Annotated in this window: 1 protein-coding gene; it reads right to left on the bottom strand. The window is 43.7% G+C overall.

Going from position 1 to position 1,333, the window contains the following annotated elements; translation table 11 throughout:
- Nucleotides 1-16: 16 nt before the first annotated feature.
- Nucleotides 17-1,225: an IS4 family transposase gene (locus tag R7P69_RS24695; protein ID WP_072666889.1), complete on the bottom strand. Its 1,209-nt coding sequence runs from the start codon at nt 1,223-1,225 to the stop codon at nt 17-19.
- Nucleotides 1,226-1,333 lie beyond the last annotated feature (108 nt).

The raw sequence follows: 1,333 nt of genomic DNA, 5'->3' as shown, positions 1-1,333 counted from the left end.
GCACTGAGGGATCCCCTCATAATTTCCCCAAAGCGCAACCATGTTTGAATAGATTTTGAGCAAGCAGGATTGCAGCTACGAGCAAGTCTTCCCTCGTTATTGTGTAGCCAGAATGCCGCAACACTTCCATGCCTAAGCGCACTGTTGAGAGTACATTTCGATTCCTGACAGTGTTTGCTTGGAAGTGTTTATCCCAACCTTGTTTCTGTGAATGTACGCCAACAAGCCAAAATGTCAGTTGAAGCATTAGGGCGATCAGTAGCATGATATCAAAGCGCTCTGGGCTGCTAGTTCTGCTATGTCGGAGTCCTAGACCGTATGCTTGGCTTTTTAAGTCTCGGAAGGTTTCTTCTATCTGCATACGCTTTGAGTAGATCTTAACAAGTTGCTTGGGTGTTCGAGTTTCAACGGGCAAGTTAGTCGCTAAAACCCATGGTTCTTTTGTCGAAGCGGAGTAGATTTTAGGTGATGGATGATGACAATTGGTCCGTGTCGAACGCTGATTTTTTCGGCCTTTAGGACGTGATTTATACAGTGCAATTTGACATGAGATTGGGTTGCTCTTAGTCAACCTCTTATAGCCTAAAGTTTTTGTTCGACTTGAAGAGGTGCCATGTAAGTTGCTGATAGGTTGCCAGTTTTCCGCACCTAAATCTGCATATTGCACTTTCCCTCTCACTCGACTTAACCAGTACCAACCTAGCTTTTCAACGGATTTATACCATGGCACTTTAAAGCCTGCATCACTGACAATAAGCGGTGTAGTGTTACTCGGTAGAATGCTTGCGAGGTCGGCTAAGAATTGGTCATGAGCCGCCTTTGAACATTGCTCTGAAAGCGGAAACGCTTTCTCATAAAGAGTAATAGAACGACCATGTAGTGCCACCGAAGCCCGCAATACCATAAGCCGTTTTTGCTCACGAATATCAGACCAGTCAACAAGAACAATGGGCATCGAATTACCTGAACAGATAAAGCTGGCATGCCAACGGTATACAGCGAGTCGCTCTTTGTGCAAGTGACGATTACCTAACAATCTGTCGATTCGTTTGATGTTATGTTTTGTTCTGGCTTTCGTTGGCAGGTTACGACCAAGTTCGGTAAGAGTGAGCGTTTTACATTCAAGTAATGCGTGGCAAGCCAGCGTTAAACTGTTGAGTCGTTTTAAGTGCAATTCAGGGCAGAATTGGTAAAGAGAGTCGTGTAAAATATCGAGTTCGCACATCTTGTTGTCTGGTTATTGATTTTTCGCAGAACCATTTGATCACATGACAAGATGTGCATCTACCTTAAATTTATGATTTTTATCAAAATCATTAGGGGATTCCTCAGG

Source organism: Vibrio sp. 661 (assembly GCF_033339315.1).
Classification (GTDB): domain Bacteria; phylum Pseudomonadota; class Gammaproteobacteria; order Enterobacterales; family Vibrionaceae; genus Vibrio; species Vibrio alginolyticus.
Note: the sequence above shows the minus strand (reverse complement) of the source record. Positions and strands in the feature narration are given on the sequence as shown.

What these genes read in the sequence shown, in the direction of transcription:
- R7P69_RS24695 (WP_072666889.1), bottom strand. Translation starts at nt 1,225, where the DNA reads ATGTGCGAACTCGATATTTTACACGACTCTCTTTACCAATTCTGCCCT.